This is a genomic window from Pikeienuella piscinae (assembly GCF_011044155.1).
Taxonomy (GTDB): Bacteria; Pseudomonadota; Alphaproteobacteria; order Rhodobacterales; family Rhodobacteraceae; genus Pikeienuella; species Pikeienuella piscinae.
Genome location: NZ_CP049056.1, coordinates 4,148,455 through 4,173,196, shown reverse-complemented (window position 1 = coordinate 4,173,196; position 24,742 = coordinate 4,148,455). Strand labels below are relative to the sequence as shown.

Below are 24,742 nucleotides of genomic sequence, written 5' to 3'. Positions count from 1 at the left end.
GCGCCCGCGCCGGCCCGGCCCGCATCGCATCCTGTTGCGGACCTGCGAAGCCGTGACCTAGACTGCGCCGGAAAAGGAGCGAAAGAATGCCGCACCCCCCTCTCGGCCGCCTGCGCCTCGGCGTCAATATCGACCATGTCGCCACGATCCGGAACGCCCGCGGGGGCGCCACGCCCGAACCCGTGCGCGCCGCGCGCATCGCGGAAGCCGCGGGCGCCGACGGCATCACTGCGCATCTGCGGGAGGACCGCCGCCACATCATGGACGCCGATATCGAGGCGATCATGGCGGCGATCGACATTCCGCTGAATTTCGAGATGGCGGCGACCGACGAGATGCAGGCGATCGCGCTCCGCCACAAGCCGCACGCTGTCTGCATCGTGCCGGAAAAGCGGGAGGAGCGCACCACCGAGGGCGGCCTTGAAGTCGCGCGTGAGGAAAACCGTCTCGCGCATTTCATCGCGCCCTTGCGCGACGCCGGTTGCCGCGTCTCGATCTTCATCGCCGCCGACAAGCCGCAGATCGAGGCGGCGGCGCGGATCGGCGCACCGGTGATCGAACTCCACACAGGCGCGTATTGCGACGCTCATGCCGAAAACCGCATCGCGGACCGCGACACAGAGCTTGAGCGGCTGCGGGAGATGGCGACCTTCGCCCATGAGCTCGGCCTCGAGGTTCACGCCGGGCACGGGCTGACCTATGACACCGCCTCGCCCGTCGCCGCCTTGCCTGAGGTGATGGAGCTGAATATCGGCCATTTCCTCATCGGCGAGGCGATCTTCTCCGGCCTCGACAGCGCGATTCGCCGGATGCGCGAAATCATGGACCGCGCCCGGCGCGACGCTTTCGGGACGGGCGCGGCGTGAGCGATTTCAGCTTCCTCATCGCCCCCGCGCTGGCCTTCTTCGCGCTCGCCGCCGCGCCGGGCCCGGCGACGTTGACGGTGGCGAAGACGGCGATGGCCTCCGGCGGGCGGGCGGCGGCGGCGCTCTCGGCCGGTCTCGGCCTCAGCCTCGCCGGTTGGGGCGCGCTGGCGGCGGCCGGATTCGGCCCGGTCCTCACCGCCTTCGCGCCCGCGTTGCTGGCGTTGAAGGTCGGCGGCGGGCTCTTCCTCCTCTGGCTGGCCTGGGGCGCGGCGCGGCGCGCGCTCAAACCGGCCGAGGACGCGCCGGACGCGGCGCCGGCCCGACCAAGCGGCCGCCTGTTCCTGCGCGGCGCGACGCTCAACGGCGTCAACCCCAAGGCGCTGCTCGCCTGGGGCGCGGTGATCGCGCTCGGGGTTCGACCGGACACCGGCGCGGCGGATGTCTGGCTGATATGGGCGCTTTGCTCCGCGCTCGGCCTTGTCGCTTATCTCGGCTATTCCGCGCTCTTCGCCCGCCCGACGGCGCGGCGGGTCTACGCCGCCGCGCGGCGCTGGGTCGAGGGCGCGGCGGCGGCGCTCTTCTGCCTCGCCGGGCTTCGGCTCCTCACGTGGCGGGCGGAATCGCCATGATCGTCGGCATCGGCTCCGACCTCGCGGATATCAGACGGATCGAGAAGACGCTGGACCGGTTCGGCGAGCGCTTCGTCAAGCGCGTCTTCACCGAAATAGAGCAAGCGAAATCCGAACGGCGCCGCGCCCGCGCCGCCAGCTACGCCAAGCGCTGGGCCGCAAAGGAAGCCTGCTCGAAAGCGCTCGGCACCGGGCTGCGGATGGGGGTCGCGTGGTCCGAGATGGGCGTCGTGAATCTCGCCTCCGGCCAACCCACCATGGCGCTCACCGGCGGCGCGGCGGCGCGATTGGCGGCCCTGATTCCGCCTGGCCACGCGCCTTCGATTCACGTCACCATCACCGACGATCATCCCTACGCCCAGGCTTTCGTGGTGATCGAGGCGCTGCCCTCCTTGAGCGGCTGAGCGCGGTTTCGTCAACTTGACTCGCCCCCTCGCCCCCGCCACAAGCGACGCCTCAAATCGGAGCGGAAGATGGCCAAATCCAAACACGGCAAACAGAAGGACGGGATTGGCGAGACAATCCGCACCATCGTCTGGGCGATCCTCATCGCCATCGTCTTTCGCACCTTCCTCTTTCAGCCATTCTGGATTCCCTCCGGCTCGATGAAGCCGACGCTGCTGATCGGCGACTATCTCTTCATCTCGAAATACGCCTACGGCTATTCCAAGCACTCCTTCCCCTGGTCGCTCGGTCCGTTCGACGGACGCATCTTCGCCAGCCAGCCCGAGCGCGGCGACGTCATCGTCTTCAAGCATCCGCGCAACGGCGAGGATTTCATTAAGCGTCTGGTCGGCCTTCCCGGCGACACGGTGCAGGTGAAGGGCGGCGTCCTGCAGATCAATGGCGAGCCGGTGGAGATGGTGCGGGACGGCGATTTCATCGAGAATATCGATCCGATGCGCACCCGCTGCATCGACAAGCCGGTGATCGACGGGGACGTTCGCTGCGTGAAGGAGGAATGGCTTGAGACGCTGCCCAACGGCGTCACCCACTCCGTACTCAACGCCGACGGCAACCTTTCGTCGGCCACCGACAACACCCGCGTCTTCACGGTCCCCGAAGGGCAGTATTTCTTCATGGGCGACAACCGCGACAATTCGAACGACAGCCGGCAGGGCGTCGGATTCGTGCCGTTCGAGAATCTGGTGGGCCGCGCGGAGGTGATCGCGGTCTCCTCCGACGGGCCATTCTACGAAATCTGGAACTGGCGCTGGGGCCGGCTCCTGACCATCATAAGGTGAGCGCGCTTGGCCGCTGACGAAAATGCGGCCGAGGCCCGGCTCGGCCATCGGTTCGACCGGCCGGCGCTCCTGGACGAGGCGCTGACGCACAGTTCCGCCGCCAGCCCCTCGCGGCCGCATAACCAGCGTCTGGAGTTTCTCGGCGACCGCGTGCTTGGGCTGGTCATCGCAGAAGCGTTGGCGGAACGCTACCCCGAGGCGACGGAAGGAGAACTTGCGCCGCGATTCAACGAGCTGGTGCGCAAGGAGACTTGCGCCGCGGTGGCCCGCGAGATCGGCGTCGACGGCTGGCTGCGCCTCGGCAAGGCCGAGAGCCGCAGCGGGGTGCGGCGCAAGACCGCGATCCTCGGCGATGCGATGGAGGCGGTGATCGCGGCGATCTATCTGGACGCTGGGCTGGAGGCGGCGCGCGCGGCGATCCTCCGTTTCTGGACCGTACGGATTGAGGCGCAGGGAGACGAGGCCCCGCGCGATCCCAAGACATGGTTGCAGGAATGGGCGCAGGGCCGGGGGATGCGCCCGCCGCGCTATCAGGTCACCGGGCGCGAAGGCCCGGATCACGCGCCGCTTTTCACGGTGGAGGTGACGCTGGAGAATGGCGGCGCCGCGATGGCGCAGGCGACCTCGAAACGCGCCGCCGAGCAGCAGGCGGCGTATCGCCTGCTCCACTTGATCGGAGAGATCGATGACTGACGCAGCCCCCCAGACCCGCGCAGGCTTCGTCGCCCTGATCGGCGAGCCGAACGCCGGCAAATCCACCCTCCTCAACGCGATGGTCGGCGCCAAGGTCGCCATCGTCACCCACAAGGTGCAGACCACGCGCGCCCGCATCCGCGGCGTCGCCATGGGCGCCGCGCCGGATGGCGGACGCGCGCAGATCGTTTTCATCGACACGCCCGGCCTCTTTCGCCCGCGCCGCCGGCTTGATCGCGCCATGGTCGCCGCCGCATGGGCCGGGGCGGAGGACGCCGATGTCGTCTGCCTGCTGATCGAAGCGCATCGCGGGATCACCGAGGGCGTCGAGGCGATCATGGAGACACTCGCCAATCGGCCGGAAGCGCGCGTCGCCCTGATCATCAACAAGATCGACCGGGTGAAGGCGCCTGCGCTCCTGAAGCTGACCGCGGAGATGAACGAGAAACGCGATTTCGCCGCCACGTTCATGATCTCGGCCGAACGCGGCCACGGCGTCGAAACGCTGCGCGAATGGCTGGCCGAGGAGATGCCGGTCGGCCCGTTCCTCTACCCCGAGGACGAGATCTCCGATCTGCCGCTCCGGACCATCGCCGCCGAAATCACCCGCGAGAAGCTAACGCTGCGCCTGCATCAGGAGTTGCCCTATCAGCTCACGGTCGAGACCGAGAGCTGGAGCGAGTTGAAGGACGGTTCCGCCCGCATCCAGCAGATCATTTATGTGATCCGCGACGGCCACAAGGGGATCGTGCTTGGGAAACGCGGCGAGACGATCAAGGCGATCGGCGCCGAGGCGAGAAAGGACATCGAGGAGTTGATCGGCCGGCGCGCGCATCTCTTCCTCGAAGTGAAATCCCGCCCCGGCTGGCTGGATGAGAAAGAGCGGTTCGACGCGATCGGCCTGGATTTCTCCGGCGGAGACGAGTGAAACCCCGCCTGACCGCCGAATTCTGGGTCGCCGCCTATCTCGCGCGGCTGGAGAGGGCGGCGATCCCCGCCTATCTCGCCGCGAAGGGCGACCCGACCGCCGGCGCCGTCATCGTCAAGGTGGCGACGATGGACGGGCGGGCCTCCGCCTTCACCCGCGCCTATGGACCAGAGGGCGACCGCGTCTGGACGCCGCTGGCCGAAGCGGCGCCGGAGCCCGATGTCGACGCCGTTCTCGCCCGCCAGCGCAATTTCGACCCCGACCTCTGGATCGTCGAGATCGAGGACCCGAAGGGCCGCACGCTGCTCGCCGAAGAGGGTTTGGACTGACCCCTCAGTCCGGCGAGAACTGAACGTCCAGCGTTCTGCCGCGGAACTCCTGAGTCGCCATGAATCCGTCGCCCGAAGGACGAATGTTCGAATAATTTGAAGTGTCCCGCCGCCCGACGAAGATCTTGTCGCCCTCCACCCTCAGCTTCGGCGGTCGCGAGGTGAAATCGGGGCTGCCGTCGCATTTCGGGTTCCAGTTGAAGAGAACGGGCTCTTCGCCGGAGACGGTGAGATAGGCGCAGCCATCAACCTGATCGGACTTGTAGTCGCCCGACGCGATCCCGGCCAGCGGCGACGGGCCGGCGGGCGTGGTTGCAGCGGTCGGCGACGTCTCCTGCACGTCGCCGGTGCAGCCGGCGACCCCCAGAACCAGACCGGCGGCGGCGCTCAAGAAAAGTCGATTCATGTCAGATTCCCACTCTTCAAATCCTGTGGACGCGCACGCGCCCTCGGGCGACGGAGACCATACTAGCGCATCCGACCAGTTCGCGCTTCACCTGATTTCACCGGCCGACGGGCCCCATGCGCGTCCGGCATGGCGACAAAGGCCTCGACTGTGCGCGGCGCCCGGACCATCTTCTTCGCCGGGATGAGAGGAGACGCAGATGAGCCGGCAGACGAGCGAACCAATAGACTGGAACGCGCGCTTCGAAGGATGTTTCCCGGGCCTGGTCGGACTGCGCCTGCGAAAGGCCGAGCCCGACGAAGTGATCGGCGTTCTCGATGTTCGTAAGGCCCTTTTCGCGCCGAACGGGTATCTTCATGCCGGCGCGGTCGTAACGCTGGCCGACACCTGTTGCGGCGTCGGCGCGCTGAGAACCCTTCCCGACGGCGCCACGGGATTCACCACGATCGACCTCTCATCGAATTTCCTCTCGACGGCGCGCGAGGGGAAGGCGATCTGTTCGGCGACGCCGCTCCATCTCGGCCGCCGGACGCAGGTCTGGGACGCTGCCGTGACATCCACGGCGACAGGCCGCCCGATGGCGCAATTCCGTTGCACGCAGATGGTGCTCTGGCCGAAGGGCTGATCGATGGACTGGCGCGACGAAGGCGTTCTCCTGACCGCCCGCCGCCACGGCGAGGACGCCGCCATCATCGAGGTGCTGACCGCGGCGCACGGCCGTCACGCCGGCGTGGTGCGCGGCGGCTCCTCGCGCCGTATGGCGCCGGCGTTGCAGCCTGGAACACAGCTCAGCGTCGAGTGGCGCGCGCGGCTCGAATCACATCTCGGCGCATACCGGGTCGAGCCGGCGCGTTCGCGCGCCGCGGCTCTGATGACGGAGGGTGACGCGCTGGCGGCGATGGGTTCGGTCGCCGCGCTCCTCTGCGCCTATCTTCCCGAACGCGATCCGCATCCCGCGCTCTATGCGGCGACGGTCGGGCTTCTCGACCGGCTCGGCGTGAGCGCGGACTGGCCGGAGGCATATATCGGGTGGGAGGTGATGTTGCTCGCCGAACTCGGCTTTCCGCTGGATCTTTCCGCCTGCGCCGCGACCGGGGCGACGGACGGGCTGAAATGGGTCTCGCCACGCACCGGAAAGGCGGTGAGCGCCGCCGCAGGGGCGCCTTATGCCGACAGGCTACTGCCTCTTCCCGGTTTTCTCGCGGGTGAGGAGAGCGACGCGAACGCGCTTCGAGCCGGATTGCGCATGACCGGGCACTTCCTTCGCCAGTGGGTCGCGCCGGGCTTTGGCGCAGAGACCCCGCCCAAAGCCCGCGACCGCCTTGTCGAACGGTTGTCGCGGCGCGGCGTCGGGCGGGAGACTGATCTCCCCGACTAACGCGGATTTTCATCTGACGTCCCGCGGACGCGGCCCGGCCCAGCGCCGACAACGCGCTAGAACGCATTCGAGACGAATGCCGCGTTGAATTCGGTGGCCGAACGCCAGCCATGCGGGCGAAAATCGATGAAGCTTCCAGTTCTTGTCGCGGGCGAGTGTCAAAATGCGTTCCTCCCTGAGTTTCGGCGCCGCTTTCGGCGGGCTCGTGAAGGCGAAACGCCTGGCGCGCGGTATGAGCCGCGAAGCCCTCGCCGCCGCCGCGCTCGGCGCCGGCGCTTCCGAACACCGAATCGCCGATATCGAGGACGGGTTGATCGGCGCGCCGGCGCCGCGCGTGGTGGAGGCGCTCGCCAGCGCGCTCGGGTTCAACGCCGCGGAGCAATCCGGACTCGGCCCGACGCCGCCGCCCGCGCCGGTCCTCGAACAGGCGTTGCAACGACTCGCGAGCACCGAAGGCGCCGCGCGCAGGGCGGCGGCCCGGCTAAAGGCGCAGGACTATCACGCGTCACGCTTGCGGCTCGCGGCCCTTGGGCGTACTCGCGCCGCGCTCCGGCCGACAACGCAGGCCGCGCAGGCCGCGCTGGACCGCGCCGGCTTTCTGGAGGCGGACGGCTTGCTGGCGGAGGCCGAGGCCCGCGCCCGGCGCGGCCCGGCGCGGATCGAATTTCGCAAGGAGCGCGCGGAGATCGCCCTGCTCGGGTGTGACGCCGAGCGCGCCGAACGGCATTTCGCGGCCGCCGCAGGCTATCTCGACCCGTTCGCGCCGGACGCCGCGGCGGAGTTGAGGAACGCCGCGGCCGGCGCGCTTCATCGGCACGGGCGGTTTTTCGGCCTCGAAGGCCAGCAGGCGGCGGCGCGGCTCTTTCGCCGCAATCTGGACTACTGGCGGCGCGACCGACGCCCGGAGAAATGGGCCATGACCCAGAACAACCTCGCCAATGTCCTGCACGACCTCGCTCTGAAACAGGAAGGCGACGCCGTCGCCGCCCTGCTTGAGCGCGCGATCACGGCCTATCGCGCCGCGCTCAAGGTCTATGACCGCACTGCGCACCCCGGACGCTGGGGCGCGGCGCATAGCAACCTCGCGACCGCGCTCGCCAACCTCGCCCGCCGCCGGCGAGGCGGCGAGGCGGCGACGCTGTTCTCCGCCGCCGCCGACGCCTATCGCGACGCGCTTTCGGTCTGTTCGCGCCGTGCGAAACCCGCCAGCTGGGCCGAAGCGCAGGCCGAACTCGGTCTCGCGCTCGGCGCGGCGGCCCTGAGCGCGCCTCGCGCGGAGGGCGTGCGCCTGCTGCGAGACGCGGCGATAGCAAGCCAGGCCGCGCTCAGCATTTACGACCGCGAAACGACGCCCGAGCACTGGGCGGCGGCGCGCAACAATCTCGGCAATGCGCTTCGCGCCCGGGCGATGGCCGGCGGCGACGGCGCGCTACTGGCGCGGGCGGTCGAGGCCTATCGCGACGCCCTGAGCGCGCTCGGCGGCGAGGGCGCGGCGGAAGATCCGCGCAGAGCCGCGATCCGCGCCAATCTCGCGCTGGCGCTTACCGAACTCGCCGCAAGCGCCGACCGCGAGAGCGCGGCGCGGCTGGCGGCCGAAGCGACGGCGGCGGCGCGCGCCGCGCTTTCCGCCCGCCCGCTGGAGGCCGGGCTCGAACCATGGGCCGCGGCGCTTGGCGCGCTCGCCGGCGCGCGCCAAGCGGAGGCGGCCGCGCTGAGCGGCGAAGCGGCGGCGGAGGCGGCGGCCGAAGCGGCGGCGCTCTGCCGGCGGGCGCTGACGATGACGCCCGTCGCGCTCGGCCCGCTCCGCTGGGCCGGATTTCAGATCGCTCTCGGCCAAGCGCTGGAGACGGAGGCGAAGGCGCGCCCGGAGCGCGCGGCGTCCCTCAAGCGGGAAGCCCGCGCCGCCTACTCCGCCGCGCTCGCGCAGCTCGACCGACGGCTCGCACCGGCTCTGGTCGCCGTGGCTGCGGCGGGGCGCCGACGCGCCGCCTGAACTCGTGTCACAGTGCGGCCAGCACCGCGCCGGGATTCATGACGCCATGCGGGTCGAGCGCCGCCTTGATCGCCCGCATCGCCGCCAACAGCCCCGGATCGCCATATCTGACCAAATCGACTGTCTTCGCCCGGCCGACACCATGCTCCGCCCCGACGGATCCCTCGAACGCATGCGTCAGATCGTTGACGATGCGTTTCACGTCTTCGCTCTTCATGGCGTAGGCGGCCTTGTCCGCGCCCTTCGGCCGGTAAACGTTGAAATGCAGATTGCCGTCCCCGACATGCCCGAAACAGTTGATCCGGAGCGTAGCGTCGAACGCCCCGAGCGCCGCAGTCGCCCGCTCGATAAATTCCGGCGCGCGCGCCACGGGAACCGAAATATCGTGGCTGGAGACCGCGCCGACGGCGCGATTGGCGACCGGTATCGTCTCCCTGATCGCCCAGAAATCGGAAGCGTGGCTCTGGGACTGCGCGATCACGCCGTCACTGGCCAACCCGGCTTCGAACGCCGCGCCGAGCGCCGTCTCCAGCGCCTCCGCGACACCGGGACGCCCGCCGCATTCGACAAGCACCGACCATTTCGGCATCGGGTCGAGCGGCGCCGGCCGATCGAGACCGGCTTCCTCCAGAAACCCGAAACCAACCACGTCAATCAGTTCGAACGCCGAGATCACGTCGCCAACGCGCGGGCGCAGAAAATGCAACAGTTCGACCGCCGCCTCCGGATCGGGGACCGCCAGCCACGCGGTCGCGCTTTCGGCCGGGCGCGCGAAGAGCTTCAGCGCGGCGGCGGTGATGACGCCGAGCGTGCCCTCCGCGCCGATCAGCAGATGGCGCAGGTCATAGCCCATATTATCCTTCCGGAGCCGCTTCAGCCCGTTGAATACGGTTCCGTCCGGCAGCACGGCCTCGACCCCGAGGCAGAGATCGCGCGCGTTGCCATAGCGCAGCGTGTTCACCCCGCCCGCGTTGGAGGAGAGATTGCCGCCGATCCGGCAGGAACCCTCGGAGGCGAGCGAAAGCGGAAACAGGCGATCCGCCGCCTCGGCCGCGTCCTGAACATCCTTCAGGATCGCCCCTGCTTCGACGATCATCGCATTATCGGCGGCGTCAACCGCGCGAATCCGATTCATCCGCTGAAGCGAGAGAATGACCGGCGCCGGTTCGGTCATCGTCAGATGCCCGCCGACCAGCCCCGTGCCGCCGGAGACCGGAACGACCGGATAGCGCGCGGCGACGCAGCGGCGGACCACCTCCGCGACCTCCGCCGTCGTCCCCGGCCGCGCCACCAGCGCGCCACGGCCGGTGAACCGGTCGCGATCGTCGACGAAGACCTCAGGTGCGTCATCGGGCGCACGCCAGCCCGGCGGGCCGAGAAAATCGCGCAAACCGGCGAGAAGATCCTCTGCGGCGGGTCTGAGGTTCATGGGGCCGTTCCTGTCAGGGGCGCGGCGCGGCGGCGCGGCGCAGCCGGTCGTTGATCGCGTTGCCAAGGCCGCGCTCAGGAACCGGCGAGACGGCGATGGCGTCGGCCCGCGCGTCCAGCGCGCGCAGCATGGCGAAGAGATTGGCGGCGGCTTCTTCGGTATCGCCCGAAGGCGAGAGGTTGAGCGCGGCGCCCGGCGTCGGGCCGAAGCCGAGCAGCGCTTCATCCTTCTCCGCCTCGTCCGCATTGAGCCGAAGTCGCGCCTTTGGCGCATAATGGCTCGTCAGTTGCCCGGGCGCGGTGATCGCGCCGCCCGGCCGCCCCAGCGGCCGCCCGAGCGCCGCCTCGATCGTCTCCGCGGCCAGCCCGCCGGGGCGAAGCAGAACCGGCCTGTCGCCATCGAACCCGACGATGCTGCTCTCTACTCCGATCACACAGGGGCCGCCGTCCAACACGCCCGCGATGCGCCCGGCAAGCCCGGCGAGAACGTGATCGGCCGTCGTCGGACTGATCGCGCCCGACGGATTGGCGGAAGGCCCCGCAAGCGGCCCGCCAAACGCCGTGAGAAGCGCCTGCGCCAGCGGATGCGCCGGAGCGCGAAGCGCGACGCTTGACAGCCCGGCCTGCGCGAGCGCCGAGATCGGCGCGCCGGACCGCGCCGGAGCGACAAGCGTCAACGGGCCGGGCCAGAACCGTTCCGCCAGCAAGCGCGCGCCGGGCGGCAAGGCGGCCAACGCCGACGCCTCCTCCAGTCCCGCCACATGCAGTATTAACGGATTGAAGCGCGGCCGCCCTTTGGCCGCGTAGATCGCAGCGACGGCCGCATCCGCGCCGCCATCACCGCCAAGCCCGTAAACGGTCTCGGTTGGGAAGGCGACGAGTCGGCCTTGCGCAAGCGTCTCCGCAGCCCTGTCGATTTCCCCCGCTGTCCAGCGAAGGGTCGGTGCGCTTTTCAGCGCCGGCTCGGCGGCAATACTCATGGATGACCGGATAGCATCGGCTGCGCCGGAACGCGAGCGGGTCAGGCCGCCGCGCCGCGCAGGGCGAGCGCGCGCTCCGCGACGACAAGGTTGAGCAACGCGAGCGCGGCGAGCGCCGACGCGCCCCAACCGAGCGCGTGCAGCCCGACCCACGCGACCAGGGCCGCCCCCAGCGCGGAGCCAAGGGACATGCCGAGATAGAGCGCGGCGGCGTTCAAGGACAGTATCACCCCGCCCTGCTGCGGCGCGCGCGCGAACAGCCGCATCTGCTGCACGGCGAAAAAGCCCCAGCCGAACGCCGACCAGACGAACGCCGCAAGATAGAGCGCCCAAGCCGGCGTCGGCAGCATCGAGAACACCGGCAGAACCGCAATCACGACGAGACAGAGCAAACCGAGCGTCCGGGCCGGGCCGATCCTGTCCGCCAGCCGCCCCGCCATCAGATTGCCGGCGACGGCTCCGAAACCACAAACCAGCAGAAAGAGGCTGACGCCATCGCGCCCCATGCCCATACCGGCTTCGAGGACAGGCGCCACGAATGTGTAGAAGAGATAGGCGGCGCCGACAAAGATGGTGGTGAACGAGATCGCGAGCATCGCCCGCCAGTCGGCTAGCGCCGCGCCGAGATCGGCGAGCCGGCCCGGATCCGCCGCGATATCCTTCGGAACGAATCGTCGAATGGCGACGGCTGCGAGTAACGAAAGCGCCGCGATCGCCCAGAAATCCACCCGCCAGCCATAGGTGTATCCGACCCAGACGCCCATCGGAACGCCGACGACTTGCGACAGCGTCAATCCGAAGAACGCCGCGGCGAGCACCCGCCCGCGCGTCTCCGGGGTGGCCGAGGCGGCGGCGGTGGCGGCGACGACGGGGGAGACGACGCCCGCCGCGATGGCCGCTAGCGCACGCCCGGCCAGGAGCGCCGCCGCGCTCTCGGCGAGCGCCATCAGAACGGCGGCGGCGGCGAAGACGACGAGCGCCCCCGCCAGAAGATTGCGCCGCCCGAATCCGCCCGTGGACGCCACGAGAAGGGGCGAGCCGATCATGTAAGCCACGGCGTAGACGGTGATGATCAGCCCCGCCTCGGCCTCGGTCATCGAGAGATCGCCGGCGATCGGCCCAAGCACGCCGATCACCATGAACGCGCCCACGCCGATCGTGAAATTCGCCGCCGAGAGGACGGGAATCAGCAGCGCGCCGCGTTTGGGATCGTCGGTCGGGGACGGCATCCGCAATCGTTAGGGCGCGCCGACGGCGGCGGCAAGTCGCGGCCTGCGGCCTGCGCGGCCGCGCCGGTTTTCACAGCCAATTCTCCCTCCCCCACTGGACGTGGACGCGGTCATTGCGCATCAGGGGGTGAGCGTCGCTTGCCCGACGTCGGTAATGACTTTAACGTAAACGTCAATTGGCGGGCCTTTCCCGCCACGACTAGATCGAGGCCGCCAACATGACCTATCGCGCCCCGCTCGCGGAGATCGAATTCATCCTCTCCCGCATCATCGCCGCCGACCGGCTGGCTGAGACGGAACGCTTCGCCGAGGCGACAGCGGAGACGCGCGCCGCGATCCTCGAAGAGGCGGGGCGGATGGTCGAGAACGCGATCGCCCCCTTGCAGCGCGCCGGCGATCTGCATCCCGCGCGACTGGAAAACGGGGTGGTGCGCACCTCACCCGGATTCGCCGAAGGCTTCCGCGCCATCGCCGAGGGCGGCTGGGTCGGCATCTCCGCCGATCCCGAGCATGGCGGCATGGGTCTTCCGTTCACGCTCGGCACAGTCGTGAACGAGATGACCGCGGCGGCCTGTCTTTCGCTTTCGCTCTGTCCGCTTCTCACCCAGGGCCAGATCGAAGCGCTGGAGCATCACGCCTCCGACGATTTGAAGGCGCTCTACCTGCCGAAACTGATCGACGGTACATGGACCGGCACGATGAACCTGACCGAGCCGCAGGCGGGCTCCGATGTCGGCGCTCTCCGCACCAGGGCGGAGCCGAACGATGACGGGACCTTCGCCATCACCGGCCAGAAGATCTTCATCACCTGGGGCGACAACGACTTCGCGGAAAATGTAAGCCATTTAGTGCTCGCGCGGTTGCCGGAGGCGTCGAAAGGGACCAGGGGACTCTCGCTCTTTCTCGTCCCGAAGCTGATCCCGGATGAGGCCGGAAAACCGGGCGTCCGCAACGCGCTGAAGGTGGTGAGCCTGGAGCACAAGCTCGGCATTCACGGATCGCCCACCGCCGTTCTGGCCTTCGAGGGCGCGACCGGCTGGATTGTCGGCGAGCCGGGCGACGGTATGGCGGCGATGTTCACCATGATGAACAACGCCCGCCTCGGCGTGGCGGCGGAAGGGCTTGGGATCGCCGAAGCGGCGACGCAGATGGCGCTTGCCTACGCGGCCGAGCGCAAGCAGGGCCGGACGCCGGTGGAAGGGTCGGGCGCGATCATCGACCACGCCGATGTCCGCCGGATGCTGCTGCGGATGAAGACGCTGACATTCACCGCCCGCGCGATCTGCCTCGACACCGCCCTCAGCACCGACATGGCGCGCGCGGCGCCGGAGGCGGAGCGCGCGGGCTGGAAGGCGCGCGCCGCCTTCCTCACCCCGATCGCCAAGGCGTTCTCCACGGATATCGGCAATGAGGTGGCGAATCTGAACATTCAGGTCCATGGCGGCATGGGTTTCATCGAAGAGACCGGCGCCGCGCAATTCGCCCGCGACGCGCGCATTACCCCGATCTACGAGGGAACGAACGGCGTGCAGGCGATGGACCTGGTCGGACGGAAGCTCTCCGATGGCGGCGCCGCCGCGCACGCGCTGCTGGCGGAGATCGAAGCCGGGGCGAAAGCTTCCGGCGATTCGGAACTCGCTCGTCGGGTGCTGGCCGCCCACGCCGAGGTTGCGCGGGCGACCGACTGGATGCTGAACGCGCCGGAGATCAACGACCGTTTCGCCGGCGCCGCGCCCTATCTCCGGGCCTGGGCGCTCCTTCTCGGCGGCTGGCATTTCCTGAAAGCTGCGGAAGACCCCGGCCATGCGCCTCTCGCGGCCTTTCACATCAGGCAGGCGATGGCGGAGATTCCGGGCCTCCTCGTTGCTGCGACCGAAGGCGCGGCCCCGCTCTATGCGCTTTCCGCCGAAGCGCTGGTAGGCTGAGGGATGGACCAACGAACCGACGCGCCCCTCGATGAGAGCCGCCGCCTGCCAGCCGGGCTCGCTTACCCGCACGGCGAAGCGATACCGGCGCCGAACGGGGCGATCGAGGTCGCGGAACGCATCCTCTGGCTGCGCCTGCCGCTGCCGATGACTCTGGACCATGTGAACGTCTACGCGCTCGACGACGGCGACGGCTGGACCATCGTCGACACCGGTTTCCAGACCGACAAGACCAAGGCGATCTGGGCCGACCTGATGAACGGCCCGCTGGCGGCCAAGCCGGTTCGCCGCGTAATCGCCTCCCATCACCACCCGGACCATATCGGCCTCGCCGGCTGGTTTCAGGCCGAGCACGGCGCCAGCCTCTGGACCACGCGCACCGCCTGGCTTTTCGCGCGGATGCTGACCCTCGACCATCAGGAGCGGACCTCGGCGCCGAATCTTCTCCACATGAAACGAGCGGGCGCGGACGCCGCCCGGCTCGAGTGGGCGCGCGCGCGCGAGCCGATGAATTTCTCCCGTATCGTCGCGCCGCTCCCGCCCGGCTATCGCCGTCTGAGAGATGGCGAGCGGATCGAGATGGGCGGACGCGCATGGCGGGTCTTCACCGGCGACGGCCACGCGCCGGAACAGGCGACCTTCTGGTCGACGGATGGCGAGGTGGTGCTGAGCGCAGACCAGATCCTGCCGCGCATCTCGCCGAATATCGGCGTCTTCTCGACCGAACCGGACGCCGACCCGCTGGGCGAATGGCTCGCCTCCTGCAAGAAGTTCCAGCCTTACGCGCGGGAGGGGCATCTCGCCCTTCCCGGTCACAACCGGCCCTTCACCGGCCTTCCGAAACGGCTGGATCAGCTTATCGCCAACCATCATGGCGTGATCAGGCGGCTCAGGAAATTCCTCCACCAGCCGCGCACCGCCATCGAGTGCTACGACACGATCTACAAACGCCCGATCAAGGATGGCGAGTTCGGCCTCGCCATGGTCGAGGCGATCGCACATCTCAACCACATGATGACGACGGGAGAGGCTGAACGGCGACTCGACGCCAACGGCGCCTACCGGTTCGTTCTGAAACCCTGAAAGGACAAGCGATGGGCGCGCTGACGGGACGGACGATGTTCATTTCCGGCGGCAGCCGCGGGATCGGCGAGGCGATCGCGGTCGAAGCGGCGCGCCAGGGCGCGAATGTCGCCATCGCCGCCAAGACCGCCGAGCCACACCCCAAGCTTCCCGGCACGATCCACACCGCCGTCGCGGCGGTGGAGGCGGCCGGCGGCAAGGGTCTCGCGCTCACCTGCGATATTCGCGACGAAACGCAGGTCGCCGAGGCCGTAGAGAAGGCGGCCACGCATTTCGGCGGGATCGACATCTGCGTCAACAACGCCTCGGCGATCCAGCTTACGGGGACGGCGGCGACGGATCTGAAACGCTATGACCTGATGACCGGGATCAACAGCCGCGGGACGTTCCTCGTCACACGGACCTGCCTGCCGCATCTGCTGAAATCCGATCACGCGCATATCCTGACGCTGTCGCCGCCGCTCGACTTCAACCCCGCCTGGTTCCGCAATCACCCGGCCTATTCGCTGGCGAAATACGGCATGACCATGCTGACGCTGGCCTGGGCGGCGGAATTCGAGGGGAAGATCTCCGCCAACTGCCTCTGGCCGCGCACGACAATCGACACTGCTGCGGTCAGAAACCTCCTCGGCGGATCGGCGATGGCGTCCCAATCGCGCACCCCCGCGATCATGGGCGAAGCGGCGACCGCGATCCTCGCGAAGGGCCGCGACTTCACCGGCTGGTGCTGCCTCGACGATCTTGTACTGGCGGCGGACGGCGTGACCGATTTCGACCGATTCGCGGTGACGCCTGGCGGCAAGCTTCAACTCGATTTCTTCTTTCCGCACGACGCGCCCGCGCCGGCCGAAGCCGGTGGGGTCGTGGGCTGGCGGGCTCCAACCCTACCCGCTCGGGGGTGAAACAGGGCGCGAAAGTGTCAGAATAAAGGTATTTCGCACCGCGACGGTCGGCAAGTACTTGATTAACCAAGAACATGCGATGCTCGATGGCTGTGCGTGGAGAATATCACTATCATTTCGAGAGAGATTCCCACATATTCCCAGTGTGTTTGTTAAATGTTGTGGGGAGTAACAAAATGAATAGCGTGCAATCTTCCGTCGGCGCCGTTGCGCTCGCCGTGCTTTTCGGCTTCGCCGCCGCTCCGGCGCAGGCCCTTGTCGTCAATGGCGGCTTCGAGGACACGACGAGCTCGACGCCGGGCGTCGGCCTCGTGAACCAGAATACACTCGGCAGTCTCGCCAGCGGCTCCGGCAGCCGGTCCTGGGATGTTTTCACATCGCTCAACGGCTGGACGACGACCGCCGGCTCCGGCATCGAGGTTCAGACCAACAATACGCTCGGTTCGATCGACGCGCGTACCGGCCAGCATTATGTCGAACTCGACAGCCATCCGGCGCCGAACTCGAATTCGACCATGGCGCAGGATCTGGTTCTCGACTCCGGGCGCTACAACCTCGAATTCTACTACAGCCCGCGCAATGGCGATGTCGGCAGCAACGGCATCGGCTTTTCCGTGATCGACGGGCTCAGCAATTCCCTGCTTCTCGGCGAAGTGACCGGGCCTGACGCGAACAGCAGCACGAGCGTCGGCCTCTGGACTCTGATCACCGCCAGTTTCACGGTGGCTTCGGACAACACGCCGATCACGCTGGGCTTCTCGGCGACCGGAACCGCCAACACGCTGGGCGGTCTGATCGACGACATTTCGGTCAGCGCGGTACCCGTTCCTGCGGCGCTGCCGCTCTTCCTGACCGCGATCGCCGGTCTCGGCTTCGCGTCTCGCCGCCGCCGCGCGACCTAATCCAGCAGGAACCACATGTTTCGATGAATTTGACAGCCGCCCCCTGGGGCGGTTGTTCAGCTTTCGAGGGCGGCGAAGGCCGGCGCGTAGGCGATCGGCCCGCTCTTCGGCAAGGCCCGCTCCGTCAGCGTCAACATCATGAGATAAGGGCCAGCGTAGGGTGATTCGTAGCACGCTGCGGCCGCGACGTCGAAGCCGAACCGCCGATAATAGTCCGGCTCGCCAAGAACGAAGAGCGCCTCCCACCCCTGCGCGCGCGCCCGGCCCGCCCCGGACCTGACCAGCGCCGCGCCGAGCCCGCGACCGCGAGCCCCCTCCGCCACCGCGAGCGGCCCGAGGCCAAGCGCGCGAAAGGGCGCCCGCATCCGGGACAGCAGGAGCGCGCCCGCCATGGCGTCCACTTTCCCCGCGACAAGTTCGATCACCGCATCCCCATCACGGCGAATCGCCTCGACGAGATCGGCCTCCTGCGGGCCGGGGAAGGCGGCGCGCAGCAGCGTGCGGATCGCCCCCGCATCATTTGCGTCGAAGTCGCGGATCTCCATCGCCATTCTCCGGCCGGTTGAGCGTTCGCACCCCCTTTCGGAAAAGAAACCCGATGCGGCGCGAAAACGCCTATGGTATCCGCTTGAAGACGCATACTGAAGGAGACCGTCAATGAGCGACTACGTTCCCGGTGAAATGGACATCAGCCAGCAGAAGCGGGCTTTCGCGGGCTTCATCCGAGTTGGAATCTGGCTCGCGGTGGCGACCGCGGTCACACTGATCTTCCTGGCGATCTTCGCCACCTGAGCCACGCCGCCGACTGCCCGGAGAATCGGGCGACGACAGAGGGACATCAATGAAAATCGCCATCCCCAGGGAGACGCGGGAAAACGAGACCCGCGTCGCCGCCGTTCCCGAAACGGTAAAGAAGTTCGTCGGCCTCGGCGCCGAGGTCGCGGTGCAGAGCGGCGCCGGCGACGGCGCCTCCTTTCCCGACGCCGCCTATGAGACCGCCGGCGCGACCATCGCCAAGACTTTCGCGGCGACGCTGAAGGGCGCCGATATCGTGCTGAAGATCCTGCGCCCGTCCGAGGCCGAGGTGAAAAGCTTCGTGAAAGGCCAGATGCTCTTTTGCACGATGTCGCCGCATAGCGACCGGGCGCTGACCGACGCGCTGGCGGAAAAGGGCGTCGAGGCGTTCGCGATGGAATTCATGCCGCGCATCAGTCGCGCGCAGTCGATGGACGTGCTCTCTTCCCAGGCCAATCTGGCCGGCTACAAGGCGGTGATCGAGGCGGCGAACGCCTATGGCCGCGCCATGCCGCAGATGATGACCGCCGCGGGCACCATCGCCCCGGCCAAGGTCTTCATCATGGGCGTCGGCGTCGCCGGGCTGCAGGCCATCGCCACCGCACGCCGGCTCGGCGCCATCGTCAGTGCGACCGATGTCAGGCCGGCGACGGAAGAGCAGGTCGCCTCGCTCGGCGCGAAGTTCATCGCCGTGAAGAACGAGGAGTTCGAACAGGCGCAGACAGCTGGCGGCTACGCCAAGGAGATGTCCGACGATTACAAGAAGCAGCAGGCGGAGCTGGTCGCGGGGCATATCGCCAAGCAGGACATGGTCATCACCACCGCGCTGATTCCGGGCCGCAAGGCGCCGATCCTGGTGACGAAGGAGATGGTCGCGTCGATGAAGCCCGGCTCGATCCTCGTCGATCTGGCGGTCGAACAGGGCGGCAATGTCGAAGGGGCGAAATTCGGCGAGACGGTGGTGACCGACAACGGCGTCACGATCCTCGGCTTCGCCAACCTGCCCGGGCGGCTGACCGCCGACGCCTCGGCGCTCTACGCGCGCAACCATTTCAATTTCCTCTCCCCCTTCTTCAAGGACGGCGCTTTCGCGCTCGATGAAGAGGACGAACTGGTAAAGGGCGTCCGCCTCACGCGAGACGGCGCCGTGATCCACCCGCAACTGACCGGCGAGAAGGGCTGAACCGATGTCCGAGCTTCTCAATTCCCTGAAAGACGCGGCCGAGGCGGCGGCGACAGCCAGCCAGAAGGTCGCCGATATGGCGGCGACGGCGGCGGTGACCGCCCCCGAAGGCGCGGTGAGCGACGCGGTCGAGGCGGCGGCGCACGGCTCCGCCATTTCGCCCTTCGTCTTCTACCTCTCCGCCTTCGTCCTCGCCTGTTTCGTGGGCTATTACGTGGTCTGGTCGGTGACGCCGGCGCTCCACACCCCGCTGATGTCGGTGACCAACGCGATCTCGTCGGTCATCGTCGTCGGCGCGCTGGTCGCGGTCGGTGTCGACACGGCGCTCGCCTCCTCCTGGACGCCGGTCTTCGGCGTTCTGGCGCTGACCATGGCGGCGGTGAACATCTTTGGGGGCTTCCTGGTCACCGAACGAATGCTCGCCATGTACAAGAAAAAAGGCTGAGGGGCGGATAGATGGCAAATTTCGCGGCATTCGCCTATCTCGTCGCTGGGGTGCTCTTCATCCTCGCGCTCAGGGGGCTGAGCCACCCGACGACTTCCCGGCAGGGCAACCGTTATGGCATGACCGGCATGGCCGTGGCGATCGCCACAACGCTGATCGTCTTTCCGCCGAGCGGCTTCGGCGGCTGGGCGCTGATCATCCTCGGCTTCGTCATCGGCGGCGGGGCCGGCGCCGTCATCGCGAAACGCATCGAGATGACCAAGATGCCGCAGCTTGTCGCGGCGTTTCACAGCCTCGTCGGCCTCGCGGCCGTCTTCGTCGCCGCCGGCGCCTTCTACAGCCCGGAGGCCTACGGAATCGGCGAGGTCGGCGCAATCCATACCGGCTCGATTATCGAGATGAGCCTCGGCGTCGCCATCGGCGCGATCACCTTCTCCGGTTCGATCATCGCCTTCGCCAAGCTCGATGGGCGGATGTCTGGCGCGCCGATCATGATCGGCGGCCGCCATATGATCAATCTCGCGCTCGCCGTCGGGCTTGTCGTCATGGTGATCCTTCTGATCACCACGCAGGCGACCTTCTGGTTCTGGGCTATCGCGATCGCCGCGCTCGTTCTCGGCGTTCTGATCATCATCCCGATCGGCGGCGCCGACATGCCGGTCGTGATCTCGATGCTGAACTCCTATTCCGGTTGGGCGGCGGCCGGCATCGGCTTCACGCTCGGCAACATGGCGCTGATCATCACCGGCGCCCTTGTCGGCTCCTCCGGCGCGATCCTCAGCTACATCATGTGCCACGGCATGAACCGGAGCTTCATATCCGTCATCCTCGGCGGCTTCGGCGGCGATGACGCTGCCGCCGGCGGCGGCGGAGACGGCGGCGAGCAAAAGCCGGTCAAGCGCGGCTCGGCCGACGACGCCGCCTTCATCATGCAGAACGCCGGGTCGGTCATCATCGTCCCCGGTTACGGCATGGCGGTGGCGCAGGCGCAGCATGCGCTCCGCGAGATGGCCGACAAGCTGAAAGAGGGCGGCGTCGACGTGAAATACGCGATCCACCCGGTCGCGGGCCGGATGCCCGGCCACATGAACGTCCTGCTGGCGGAAGCCAACGTGCCCTATGACGAGGTGTTCGAGCTGGACGACATCAACTCCGCCTTCAGCCAGACTGACGTGGTCTTCGTGATCGGCGCGAACGACGTCACCAATCCCTCGGCGAAGACCGATCCGCAATCGCCGATCGCCGGCATGCCGGTGCTCGATGTCGAGAAAGCCAAGACCGTGCTCTTCGTGAAGCGCTCGCTCGCTCCCGGCTACGCCGGGATCGAGAACCCGCTCTTCTTCATGGACCAGACGATGATGCTGCTCGGCGACGCCAAGAAGATGTGCGAAGACGTCGTCAAGGCGATGGAGTGACCAGCGCCCGACGCCAGACCGGAGGGCCGCCCGGCGGGGCGGCCCTTTCTATGCCCGGCGGAGGACGGAGCGAACCCTGCGCCGAACCGGCCGCCGCCCGTCATTGCGCCGCCCGGGGGTAGCCATTTGCGCTCGTGACGATCTCATGAAATCCGACCCGCATGTCCTCGAGAGCATCCAGCTCGAGATTCGGGAGGGCGTCGGCTGGCTCAGGTTCAACCGCCCGCCCGTCAACGCGTTCGACTGGAGAATGCTGAACGAAACCCGCCTCGGTTTCGACACACTGGACGCATCGGAAGACGTGCGCATCATCGTGCTGGGGAGCGCGCTTGGCTCCCATCTCAGCTCTGGCGCCGATCTCACGGTTTTCAGGGAAACGACGCCCGAGCAGATGCGCGAATGGATCGCCATTTCCCACGCCCTTGCCCGGCGCATGCGCGCTTCCGAGAAGCCCTTGCTGGCGGCGATCAAGGGCGTCGCGGTCGGCGGCGGCCTGGAGATGTGTCTTCACGCGGATCTCAGATTCGCGGACCCCGACGCGAAACTGGGTCAGCCGGAGATCAACATCGCGTTCATCCCGCCGGTGGCAGGAACGCAGGCGCTGGTGCGGCTGATCGGCCGAAGTGCGGCGTTCAGAATGCTCTATAGCGGCGAAATCATCAGCGCCGCGCAAGCCCTCACCATCGGCCTCGTCGACACGCTCAGCGCGCCGGGGGCGGTCGACGCCGAGGTTCAGGCCCTCGCGCTCGATCTGGCGCGTAAGCCGGGCAACGCGCTCGCCGCGATCCGGAGGTGCCTGATCGGCGGCGGCGGCGCGGATTTCGAAGATGGCCTGTCGATCGAGGCGACGGAAGCCGGCCGGCTCGCGGCGCACGCGAACTTCCGTGAGGGCGTTGCGGCGTTCCTCTCGAAACGCCCGCCTCGCTGGGAAAGATAGGATCGGGACGCCGCCCCGCAGGCGAATTCGCCGATCGACCAGCCCTTACTCCGCCCGCCGCTCCCGGTCGGCGAAACGCGCTTCAACCTCAAGCTCGTAGCGGCGAGAGACGGGAACCACTTCGCCGCTGGTCAACTCCACCCGCAGCGCGCCGCGCTTGCCGATCACGGCTACGACAGCGTCGTCCGCGACCCAGTGCGAGCGGTGGACCTGCATACCCCGATAGCGGCCGAGGTCGCGCACCGCATCGCCGAACCTGTAAAGCGCCATGCCGCCCTGCTCGGTCGCCTTCAGCTTCACATAATGCTCCTGCGCCTCGGCCGCGAGCAGATCGCCGATCACCGGCGGTTGCGAGGCGAGAAGCAGCCCAGGAACCTCGGGCTCGGCGCGCGTTTCGATCTCGCCCGGCGCGGCGACCTTCTCGCCGACCTCGGGCTCATCCGGAGCCGGGCGCAGCGCCGGCTGCTGCGTCGCCTGCGGCGGGGCCGGCGCGGGGCGAGACGGGGCGGCGGCGGGTTGGCCTTGCTGCTCCCTACGCTCGCGCAGCGCCTGGCGAAGATAGGGCGTCAACAGCAGCGCCGAAGTGGTCAGATGGTTGTCGATCAGCGACGCCGCCTCGATCCCCAACCGGCTGACCAGCACGTCCGGGCTGGTGTTGAGCAGCGAAACGTCGCCGATAATGAGGTCGAGCGTGGTGACCGCCATCACGAATGGCGGAAACGAAAGGCATGCCGCGAGGCCGACATGGGCGTAGGGCGACGAGCGCTCCGTCATCGCCTGCCCGAGCGCCGCGTAGGCCCCGACGATAATGAGATAGGCCATGCCGACGCGGCAGAACCAGTAGATATAGACCCCGAACAGCGACCAGCCCGGCTGGCGGTTCACCTCATGCGCCGCGAGGATAAGCGCCAGGGCGACCGCGAGAATGGCGCCGTTCGCCAATGGTCCTCGTTCAGACTTCATCGTTTCTCCTCGTACCGTTCGCGCAACATGAACGGTAACGGGTGGATAGTCCACCGGCCCGCCAGGCGAAACAGCAGACATATGGCCGAACGAAAATCGCCCGATTTTCTCGGGCCGCGCGCGAAAAAGCCCCCGGAAACGATGTTTCCGGAGGCCTGACGCGTCAGCGTCCTGTCCGACCGGGCCGCAGCGGCGGCCCCATCAAGCGATCAGAGACCGCCTTCGCGTTGCGCCTTTTTGCGCGCCAGCTTGCGCGCCCGGCGAATCGCCTCGGCCTTCTCGCGCGCCCGTTTCACGGACGGCTTTTCATAATGCTGCCGAAGCTTCATCTCGCGAAAGATACCCTCGCGCTGCATCTTCTTCTTCAATGCGCGAAGCGCCTGATCGACATTGTTGTCGCGAACCAGAACCTGCACTTACGTCACCACCTTTCCAGTGTTCGAGTTTCGGTTTTTGCAGGAGCGCGCTATATAGCGAAGCAAGAGAAGCCTGTCCACCGCAGGAGCAGACATGAGCGAAGAGAACCGGACCGAGCCCGACCGCTTGGAGCAGACGCGCGCCGCGCTCCTTGAAGCGGCGCTGGTTCACGCGCCTTTCGACGGCTGGACAGATGCGACCTGGCGCGCCGCGCTGGCTGACACCGGGATCGACGAGGCGACCGCCCGCGCCGCGGCGCCGCGGCGCGGGTTCGATCTCGCCGTCGCCTTTCACAAGGCCGGCGACGAAGAAATGAAGCGGTTGGCGGCGGAGACGGATCTCAGCGCACTGCGCTACAGCGAGCGCGTGGCGAAACTTATTCGCATTCGGCTGGAGGTCGCGGAGATGCACCGCGAGGCGGTGCGCCGCGGCGCCACGCTCTTTTCGTTGCCGATGAACGCCGCCGAGGGCGCCCGGCTGATCTGGGGAACCGCAGACGCTGTCTGGTCAGCGCTCGGTGACACCTCCGAGGATTTCAACTGGTATTCGAAGCGGGCGATCCTGTCGGGCGTCTATTCCTCCACCCTCCTCTACTGGCTCGGCGACCAGAGCGAGGGGCATGAGCGAACATGGGCCTTTCTCGACCGTCGGATCTCGGATGTGATGCGCTTCGAGAAGGCCAAGGCGCAGGCCAGGAAGAACCCGCTCACGCGCGTTCTTATGGCCGGCCCGGCGGCGGCGCTGGCGCGCATCCGCGCGCCGGGCGCCGGGCGTATTGGAACCGGATTGCCGGTCGGCCTGCCGGGCAGACGGCGTTAAGCCTTCGACGCCGGTCCGCAGGCGGGGGCGAGTTCAGCGCGGCGCGATATAGGCCGTCGCCTCGATCTCGATCAGCGCTTCATCCTCTATCAGGTCCTTCACCACGACCATGGTCATGGCCGGAAAATGCCGGCCGATGACGCGACGATAGACCTCGCCGATCTCTCTCTGACGGGCGACATATTCCGACTTGTCCTTCACGAACCATGTGAGCCGGGCGATATCCGCCGCGCAGCCGCCGGCCGCCTCGACCACCGCGACGACATTGCGCAAGGTCTGCTCCATCTGCCCGATGAAATCATGGCTGCGAAAGACCTGATCCGCGTCCCAGCCGATCTGGCCGCCGACATGAAGGGCGCCGTCCGGCGTCAGCAAGCCGTTCGCGTACCCCCTGGCCGGGGCCCAGCCCTCCGGGTGAATGACCTTCATCGGGTTTCCTCTTCTTTCAGTTCGGTGTTCAGCCGCGCTCGAAGCTCGTCCGGCCAGGGGCGGGCGCCGCCACCCGCCCGCTCGGTCAGGACGAGGGTGGAGCGCATCTTCATCCGCTCCTCGCCATCCTCCGCCATCGCCAGCGTTCCCAGCGCGAGGCTGCTCCGTCCGATCCGATCCGGCTGGAGCCGGAACGTCAGACGGTCGCCATGCCGGCTCGGCGCGACGAACTCGACCTGTAGCGCGACGGTCGGAATCGCGAGGCCCATCGTCCCGTGCAGGCGCTCGAACGGGGTCGCGAGCCGATCGGCGAACCAGGCCTCGACGGCTTCGTTCGCCATTTCGAAATAGCGCGGATAGAAAACGATCCCGGCCGGGTCGCAATGCTGGAACAGCACTTTCAGATGATGGGTGAAGGCCATCC

At 67.8% G+C, this 24,742-nt stretch carries 29 protein-coding genes; 20 read left to right on the top strand and 9 right to left on the bottom strand.

Annotated elements, in window-relative coordinates:
* The first annotated feature begins 86 nt into the window (after positions 1–86).
* The 7 genes from G5B40_RS19880 (at position 87) to G5B40_RS19850 (ending at position 4,689) form a co-directional block, all read left to right on the top strand.
* Positions 87–866, top strand: coding sequence for a pyridoxine 5'-phosphate synthase (locus G5B40_RS19880; protein WP_165102553.1), 780 nt, complete (start codon positions 87–89; stop codon positions 864–866).
* On the top strand, positions 863–1,495 hold the full coding sequence (locus G5B40_RS19875) for a LysE family translocator (protein ID WP_165102550.1): 633 nt from the start codon (positions 863–865) through the stop codon (positions 1,493–1,495). Before G5B40_RS19880 ends, G5B40_RS19875 begins: the two co-directional genes overlap by 4 nt.
* On the top strand, positions 1,492–1,899 hold the full coding sequence (gene acpS, locus G5B40_RS19870) for a holo-ACP synthase (RefSeq protein WP_165102548.1): 408 nt from the start codon (positions 1,492–1,494) through the stop codon (positions 1,897–1,899). The genes G5B40_RS19875 and acpS overlap by 4 nt, the downstream gene beginning before the upstream one ends.
* 69 nt (positions 1,900–1,968) lie before the next feature.
* Entirely contained in the window at positions 1,969–2,739 is a 771-nt protein-coding gene (gene lepB / locus G5B40_RS19865; protein ID WP_165102545.1) for a signal peptidase I, read from the top strand.
* 6 nt (positions 2,740–2,745) lie between these two features.
* Positions 2,746–3,432, top strand: coding sequence for a ribonuclease III (rnc, locus tag G5B40_RS19860; protein ID WP_165102542.1), 687 nt, complete (start codon positions 2,746–2,748; stop codon positions 3,430–3,432).
* Positions 3,425–4,360 carry a GTPase Era gene (gene era, locus G5B40_RS19855; protein ID WP_165102540.1) on the top strand — a complete coding sequence of 312 codons (936 nt, stop codon included), beginning with the start codon at positions 3,425–3,427 and terminating at the stop codon, positions 4,358–4,360. Before rnc ends, era begins: the two co-directional genes overlap by 8 nt.
* On the top strand, positions 4,357–4,689 hold the full coding sequence (locus tag G5B40_RS19850; RefSeq protein WP_165102537.1) for a DUF1491 family protein: 333 nt from the start codon (positions 4,357–4,359) through the stop codon (positions 4,687–4,689). The genes era and G5B40_RS19850 overlap by 4 nt, the downstream gene beginning before the upstream one ends.
* Positions 4,690–4,693: 4 nt before the next feature.
* Here G5B40_RS19850 and G5B40_RS19845 read toward each other — a convergent pair whose 3' ends face one another.
* The gene (locus G5B40_RS19845; protein ID WP_165102535.1) at positions 4,694–5,095 is read right to left on the bottom strand and encodes a hypothetical protein; all 402 of its coding nucleotides are present in this window, start codon (positions 5,093–5,095) and stop codon (positions 4,694–4,696) included.
* Positions 5,096–5,294: 199 nt separating this feature from the next.
* Between G5B40_RS19845 and G5B40_RS19840 the strand changes: the two genes are divergently transcribed.
* The 3 genes from G5B40_RS19840 to G5B40_RS19830 all read left to right on the top strand — a co-directional run bounded on the left by G5B40_RS19840 (position 5,295) and on the right by G5B40_RS19830 (position 8,466).
* Positions 5,295–5,720 carry a PaaI family thioesterase gene (locus G5B40_RS19840; protein ID WP_165102532.1) on the top strand — a complete coding sequence of 142 codons (426 nt, stop codon included), beginning with the start codon at positions 5,295–5,297 and terminating at the stop codon, positions 5,718–5,720.
* A 3-nt stretch (positions 5,721–5,723) separates the two neighbouring features.
* Positions 5,724–6,473 carry a DNA repair protein RecO gene (gene recO / locus G5B40_RS19835; RefSeq protein WP_165102529.1) on the top strand — a complete coding sequence of 250 codons (750 nt, stop codon included), beginning with the start codon at positions 5,724–5,726 and terminating at the stop codon, positions 6,471–6,473.
* A 163-nt stretch (positions 6,474–6,636) separates the two neighbouring features.
* Positions 6,637–8,466 (top strand): hypothetical protein, encoded by a 1,830-nt coding sequence (locus G5B40_RS19830; RefSeq protein WP_165102526.1) that lies wholly within the window; start codon positions 6,637–6,639, stop codon positions 8,464–8,466.
* Between the two features lie 7 nt (positions 8,467–8,473).
* On the opposite strand, the gene G5B40_RS19825 is transcribed toward G5B40_RS19830, so the two are convergent.
* From G5B40_RS19825 to G5B40_RS19815, 3 genes are read right to left on the bottom strand one after another with little or no spacing between them, the layout of a single operon-like run.
* The gene (locus G5B40_RS19825) at positions 8,474–9,895 is read right to left on the bottom strand and encodes an FAD-binding oxidoreductase (RefSeq protein ID WP_165102523.1); all 1,422 of its coding nucleotides are present in this window, start codon (positions 9,893–9,895) and stop codon (positions 8,474–8,476) included.
* A gap of 13 nt (positions 9,896–9,908) precedes the next feature.
* Positions 9,909–10,874, bottom strand: a complete 966-nt coding sequence (locus G5B40_RS19820; protein WP_165102520.1) for an L-threonylcarbamoyladenylate synthase — start codon at positions 10,872–10,874, stop codon at positions 9,909–9,911.
* Positions 10,875–10,915: 41 nt separating this feature from the next.
* Positions 10,916–12,103, bottom strand: a complete 1,188-nt coding sequence (locus G5B40_RS19815) for an MFS transporter (protein ID WP_165102518.1) — start codon at positions 12,101–12,103, stop codon at positions 10,916–10,918.
* A gap of 218 nt (positions 12,104–12,321) precedes the next feature.
* On the opposite strand from G5B40_RS19815, the gene G5B40_RS19810 reads away from it, so the two are divergent.
* The 4 genes from G5B40_RS19810 (at position 12,322) to G5B40_RS19795 (ending at position 16,915) form a co-directional block, all read left to right on the top strand.
* On the top strand, positions 12,322–14,028 hold the full coding sequence (locus tag G5B40_RS19810) for an acyl-CoA dehydrogenase family protein (protein ID WP_165102515.1): 1,707 nt from the start codon (positions 12,322–12,324) through the stop codon (positions 14,026–14,028).
* Positions 14,029–14,031: 3 nt separating this feature from the next.
* Entirely contained in the window at positions 14,032–15,111 is a 1,080-nt protein-coding gene (locus tag G5B40_RS19805) for an MBL fold metallo-hydrolase (protein WP_165102512.1), read from the top strand.
* Between the two features lie 11 nt (positions 15,112–15,122).
* Positions 15,123–16,013, top strand: coding sequence for an SDR family oxidoreductase (locus G5B40_RS19800; protein ID WP_165102509.1), 891 nt, complete (start codon positions 15,123–15,125; stop codon positions 16,011–16,013).
* Between the two features lie 176 nt (positions 16,014–16,189).
* Positions 16,190–16,915 carry a PEP-CTERM sorting domain-containing protein gene (locus tag G5B40_RS19795; protein ID WP_165102506.1) on the top strand — a complete coding sequence of 242 codons (726 nt, stop codon included), beginning with the start codon at positions 16,190–16,192 and terminating at the stop codon, positions 16,913–16,915.
* A 56-nt stretch (positions 16,916–16,971) separates the two neighbouring features.
* On the opposite strand, the gene G5B40_RS19790 is transcribed toward G5B40_RS19795, so the two are convergent.
* Complete coding sequence (locus tag G5B40_RS19790) at positions 16,972–17,460, bottom strand: GNAT family N-acetyltransferase (protein WP_211907373.1); 489 nt, start codon at positions 17,458–17,460, stop codon at positions 16,972–16,974.
* Between the two features lie 112 nt (positions 17,461–17,572).
* On the opposite strand from G5B40_RS19790, the gene G5B40_RS19785 reads away from it, so the two are divergent.
* The 5 genes from G5B40_RS19785 to G5B40_RS19765 all read left to right on the top strand — a co-directional run bounded on the left by G5B40_RS19785 (position 17,573) and on the right by G5B40_RS19765 (position 21,690).
* Positions 17,573–17,707 carry an aa3-type cytochrome c oxidase subunit IV gene (locus tag G5B40_RS19785; RefSeq protein WP_165102501.1) on the top strand — a complete coding sequence of 45 codons (135 nt, stop codon included), beginning with the start codon at positions 17,573–17,575 and terminating at the stop codon, positions 17,705–17,707.
* 49 nt (positions 17,708–17,756) lie between these two features.
* Entirely contained in the window at positions 17,757–18,893 is a 1,137-nt protein-coding gene (locus G5B40_RS19780) for a Re/Si-specific NAD(P)(+) transhydrogenase subunit alpha (protein ID WP_165102498.1), read from the top strand.
* Positions 18,894–18,897: 4 nt separating this feature from the next.
* A complete protein-coding gene (locus tag G5B40_RS19775) occupies positions 18,898–19,338 on the top strand; it encodes an NAD(P) transhydrogenase subunit alpha part 2 (protein WP_165102496.1) in 441 nt (146 codons plus the stop codon).
* An 11-nt stretch (positions 19,339–19,349) separates the two neighbouring features.
* A complete protein-coding gene (locus tag G5B40_RS19770; protein WP_165102493.1) occupies positions 19,350–20,753 on the top strand; it encodes an NAD(P)(+) transhydrogenase (Re/Si-specific) subunit beta in 1,404 nt (467 codons plus the stop codon).
* A 145-nt stretch (positions 20,754–20,898) separates the two neighbouring features.
* Positions 20,899–21,690 (top strand): enoyl-CoA hydratase/isomerase family protein, encoded by a 792-nt coding sequence (locus tag G5B40_RS19765; RefSeq protein ID WP_165102490.1) that lies wholly within the window; start codon positions 20,899–20,901, stop codon positions 21,688–21,690.
* A gap of 45 nt (positions 21,691–21,735) precedes the next feature.
* On the opposite strand, the gene G5B40_RS19760 is transcribed toward G5B40_RS19765, so the two are convergent.
* Complete coding sequence (locus G5B40_RS19760; protein WP_165102488.1) at positions 21,736–22,653, bottom strand: LytTR family DNA-binding domain-containing protein; 918 nt, start codon at positions 22,651–22,653, stop codon at positions 21,736–21,738.
* A gap of 209 nt (positions 22,654–22,862) precedes the next feature.
* Positions 22,863–23,069, bottom strand: a complete 207-nt coding sequence (rpsU, locus tag G5B40_RS19755; protein WP_165102485.1) for a 30S ribosomal protein S21 — start codon at positions 23,067–23,069, stop codon at positions 22,863–22,865.
* A 94-nt stretch (positions 23,070–23,163) separates the two neighbouring features.
* Here rpsU and G5B40_RS19750 point away from each other — a divergent pair, with 94 nt between their 5' ends.
* A complete protein-coding gene (locus G5B40_RS19750) occupies positions 23,164–23,889 on the top strand; it encodes a COQ9 family protein (protein ID WP_165102482.1) in 726 nt (241 codons plus the stop codon).
* 33 nt (positions 23,890–23,922) lie between these two features.
* Here the strand turns inward: G5B40_RS19750 and G5B40_RS19745 are convergent, their stop codons facing one another.
* Positions 23,923–24,318 carry a RidA family protein gene (locus G5B40_RS19745; RefSeq protein ID WP_165102479.1) on the bottom strand — a complete coding sequence of 132 codons (396 nt, stop codon included), beginning with the start codon at positions 24,316–24,318 and terminating at the stop codon, positions 23,923–23,925.
* The gene (locus G5B40_RS19740; RefSeq protein WP_165102476.1) at positions 24,315–24,740 is read right to left on the bottom strand and encodes an acyl-CoA thioesterase; all 426 of its coding nucleotides are present in this window, start codon (positions 24,738–24,740) and stop codon (positions 24,315–24,317) included. The genes G5B40_RS19745 and G5B40_RS19740 overlap by 4 nt, the downstream gene beginning before the upstream one ends.
* Positions 24,741–24,742 lie beyond the last annotated feature (2 nt).

Coding starts and splice junctions, on each gene's coding strand:
- G5B40_RS19880 (WP_165102553.1), top strand. CDS start 87: ATGCCGCACCCCCCTCTCGGCCGCCTGCGCCTCGGCGTCAATATCGAC.
- acpS (WP_165102548.1), top strand. CDS start 1,492: ATGATCGTCGGCATCGGCTCCGACCTCGCGGATATCAGACGGATCGAG.
- lepB (WP_165102545.1), top strand. CDS start 1,969: ATGGCCAAATCCAAACACGGCAAACAGAAGGACGGGATTGGCGAGACA.
- era (WP_165102540.1), top strand. CDS start 3,425: ATGACTGACGCAGCCCCCCAGACCCGCGCAGGCTTCGTCGCCCTGATC.
- G5B40_RS19845 (WP_165102535.1), bottom strand. CDS start 5,095: ATGAATCGACTTTTCTTGAGCGCCGCCGCCGGTCTGGTTCTGGGGGTC.
- G5B40_RS19840 (WP_165102532.1), top strand. CDS start 5,295: ATGAGCCGGCAGACGAGCGAACCAATAGACTGGAACGCGCGCTTCGAA.
- recO (WP_165102529.1), top strand. CDS start 5,724: ATGGACTGGCGCGACGAAGGCGTTCTCCTGACCGCCCGCCGCCACGGC.
- G5B40_RS19830 (WP_165102526.1), top strand. CDS start 6,637: ATGCGTTCCTCCCTGAGTTTCGGCGCCGCTTTCGGCGGGCTCGTGAAG.
- G5B40_RS19825 (WP_165102523.1), bottom strand. CDS start 9,895: ATGAACCTCAGACCCGCCGCAGAGGATCTTCTCGCCGGTTTGCGCGAT.
- G5B40_RS19820 (WP_165102520.1), bottom strand. CDS start 10,874: ATGAGTATTGCCGCCGAGCCGGCGCTGAAAAGCGCACCGACCCTTCGC.
- G5B40_RS19815 (WP_165102518.1), bottom strand. CDS start 12,103: ATGCCGTCCCCGACCGACGATCCCAAACGCGGCGCGCTGCTGATTCCC.
- G5B40_RS19810 (WP_165102515.1), top strand. CDS start 12,322: ATGACCTATCGCGCCCCGCTCGCGGAGATCGAATTCATCCTCTCCCGC.
- G5B40_RS19805 (WP_165102512.1), top strand. CDS start 14,032: ATGGACCAACGAACCGACGCGCCCCTCGATGAGAGCCGCCGCCTGCCA.
- G5B40_RS19800 (WP_165102509.1), top strand. CDS start 15,123: ATGGGCGCGCTGACGGGACGGACGATGTTCATTTCCGGCGGCAGCCGC.
- G5B40_RS19795 (WP_165102506.1), top strand. CDS start 16,190: ATGAATAGCGTGCAATCTTCCGTCGGCGCCGTTGCGCTCGCCGTGCTT.
- G5B40_RS19790 (WP_211907373.1), bottom strand. CDS start 17,460: ATGGAGATCCGCGACTTCGACGCAAATGATGCGGGGGCGATCCGCACG.
- G5B40_RS19785 (WP_165102501.1), top strand. CDS start 17,573: ATGAGCGACTACGTTCCCGGTGAAATGGACATCAGCCAGCAGAAGCGG.
- G5B40_RS19780 (WP_165102498.1), top strand. CDS start 17,757: ATGAAAATCGCCATCCCCAGGGAGACGCGGGAAAACGAGACCCGCGTC.
- G5B40_RS19775 (WP_165102496.1), top strand. CDS start 18,898: ATGTCCGAGCTTCTCAATTCCCTGAAAGACGCGGCCGAGGCGGCGGCG.
- G5B40_RS19770 (WP_165102493.1), top strand. CDS start 19,350: ATGGCAAATTTCGCGGCATTCGCCTATCTCGTCGCTGGGGTGCTCTTC.
- G5B40_RS19765 (WP_165102490.1), top strand. CDS start 20,899: ATGAAATCCGACCCGCATGTCCTCGAGAGCATCCAGCTCGAGATTCGG.
- G5B40_RS19760 (WP_165102488.1), bottom strand. CDS start 22,653: ATGAAGTCTGAACGAGGACCATTGGCGAACGGCGCCATTCTCGCGGTC.
- G5B40_RS19750 (WP_165102482.1), top strand. CDS start 23,164: ATGAGCGAAGAGAACCGGACCGAGCCCGACCGCTTGGAGCAGACGCGC.
- G5B40_RS19745 (WP_165102479.1), bottom strand. CDS start 24,318: ATGAAGGTCATTCACCCGGAGGGCTGGGCCCCGGCCAGGGGGTACGCG.
- G5B40_RS19740 (WP_165102476.1), bottom strand. CDS start 24,740: ATGGCCTTCACCCATCATCTGAAAGTGCTGTTCCAGCATTGCGACCCG.